Consider the following 492-nt stretch of genomic DNA (forward strand, 5'->3'; position numbering starts at 1 on the left):
TAAGGCTCTTTGACAAAGAGCCTTTTTTGTATCAAAAAACAGGACTGATTTTTGTACCAGTCCTGTTTACTATAGATATTATATTTTAGAGGCTACTAAATAACCGAAATAATTGGTTTATAGTAGCCTCTTTCTTGGAGAAAAAATTATAAAAATTGGGTAATTTAATCTGTTGCTTCACGATTAGAATAATTAATTTGATTACTTACAAATTTTGACCTTTTAGGTACTGGAACTATATAGTTTCCATTTGGAATTTTAATAAGTAAATTAATGGTTATTACAGATATAATAACGATAGTAATAAATAAAATACTGTATAATAATAAGCTATCCCTATTATCAAAAATTGGTATTTTCATAACAAGCCATTTTACTAAAGGATGAACTAAATAAATACCCATAGAGTAATTACCAATTAAAGTTAGTATTTGCATGATTGATTTATACTTTCTAATAAGATAGTTAAAATAAATTATAAATGCTAAGAAA

At 24.6% G+C, this 492-nt stretch carries 1 protein-coding gene; it reads right to left on the reverse strand.

Annotated elements, in window-relative coordinates; translation table 11 throughout:
* Positions 1-164: 164 nt before the first annotated feature.
* A partial coding sequence (locus tag ACF91D_RS31735) for an acyltransferase family protein (protein ID WP_392438694.1) occupies positions 165-492 on the reverse strand: 328 nt, incomplete at its 5' end.

The organism is Staphylococcus sp. 231237_7MaSpsaltlick (assembly GCF_043107035.1).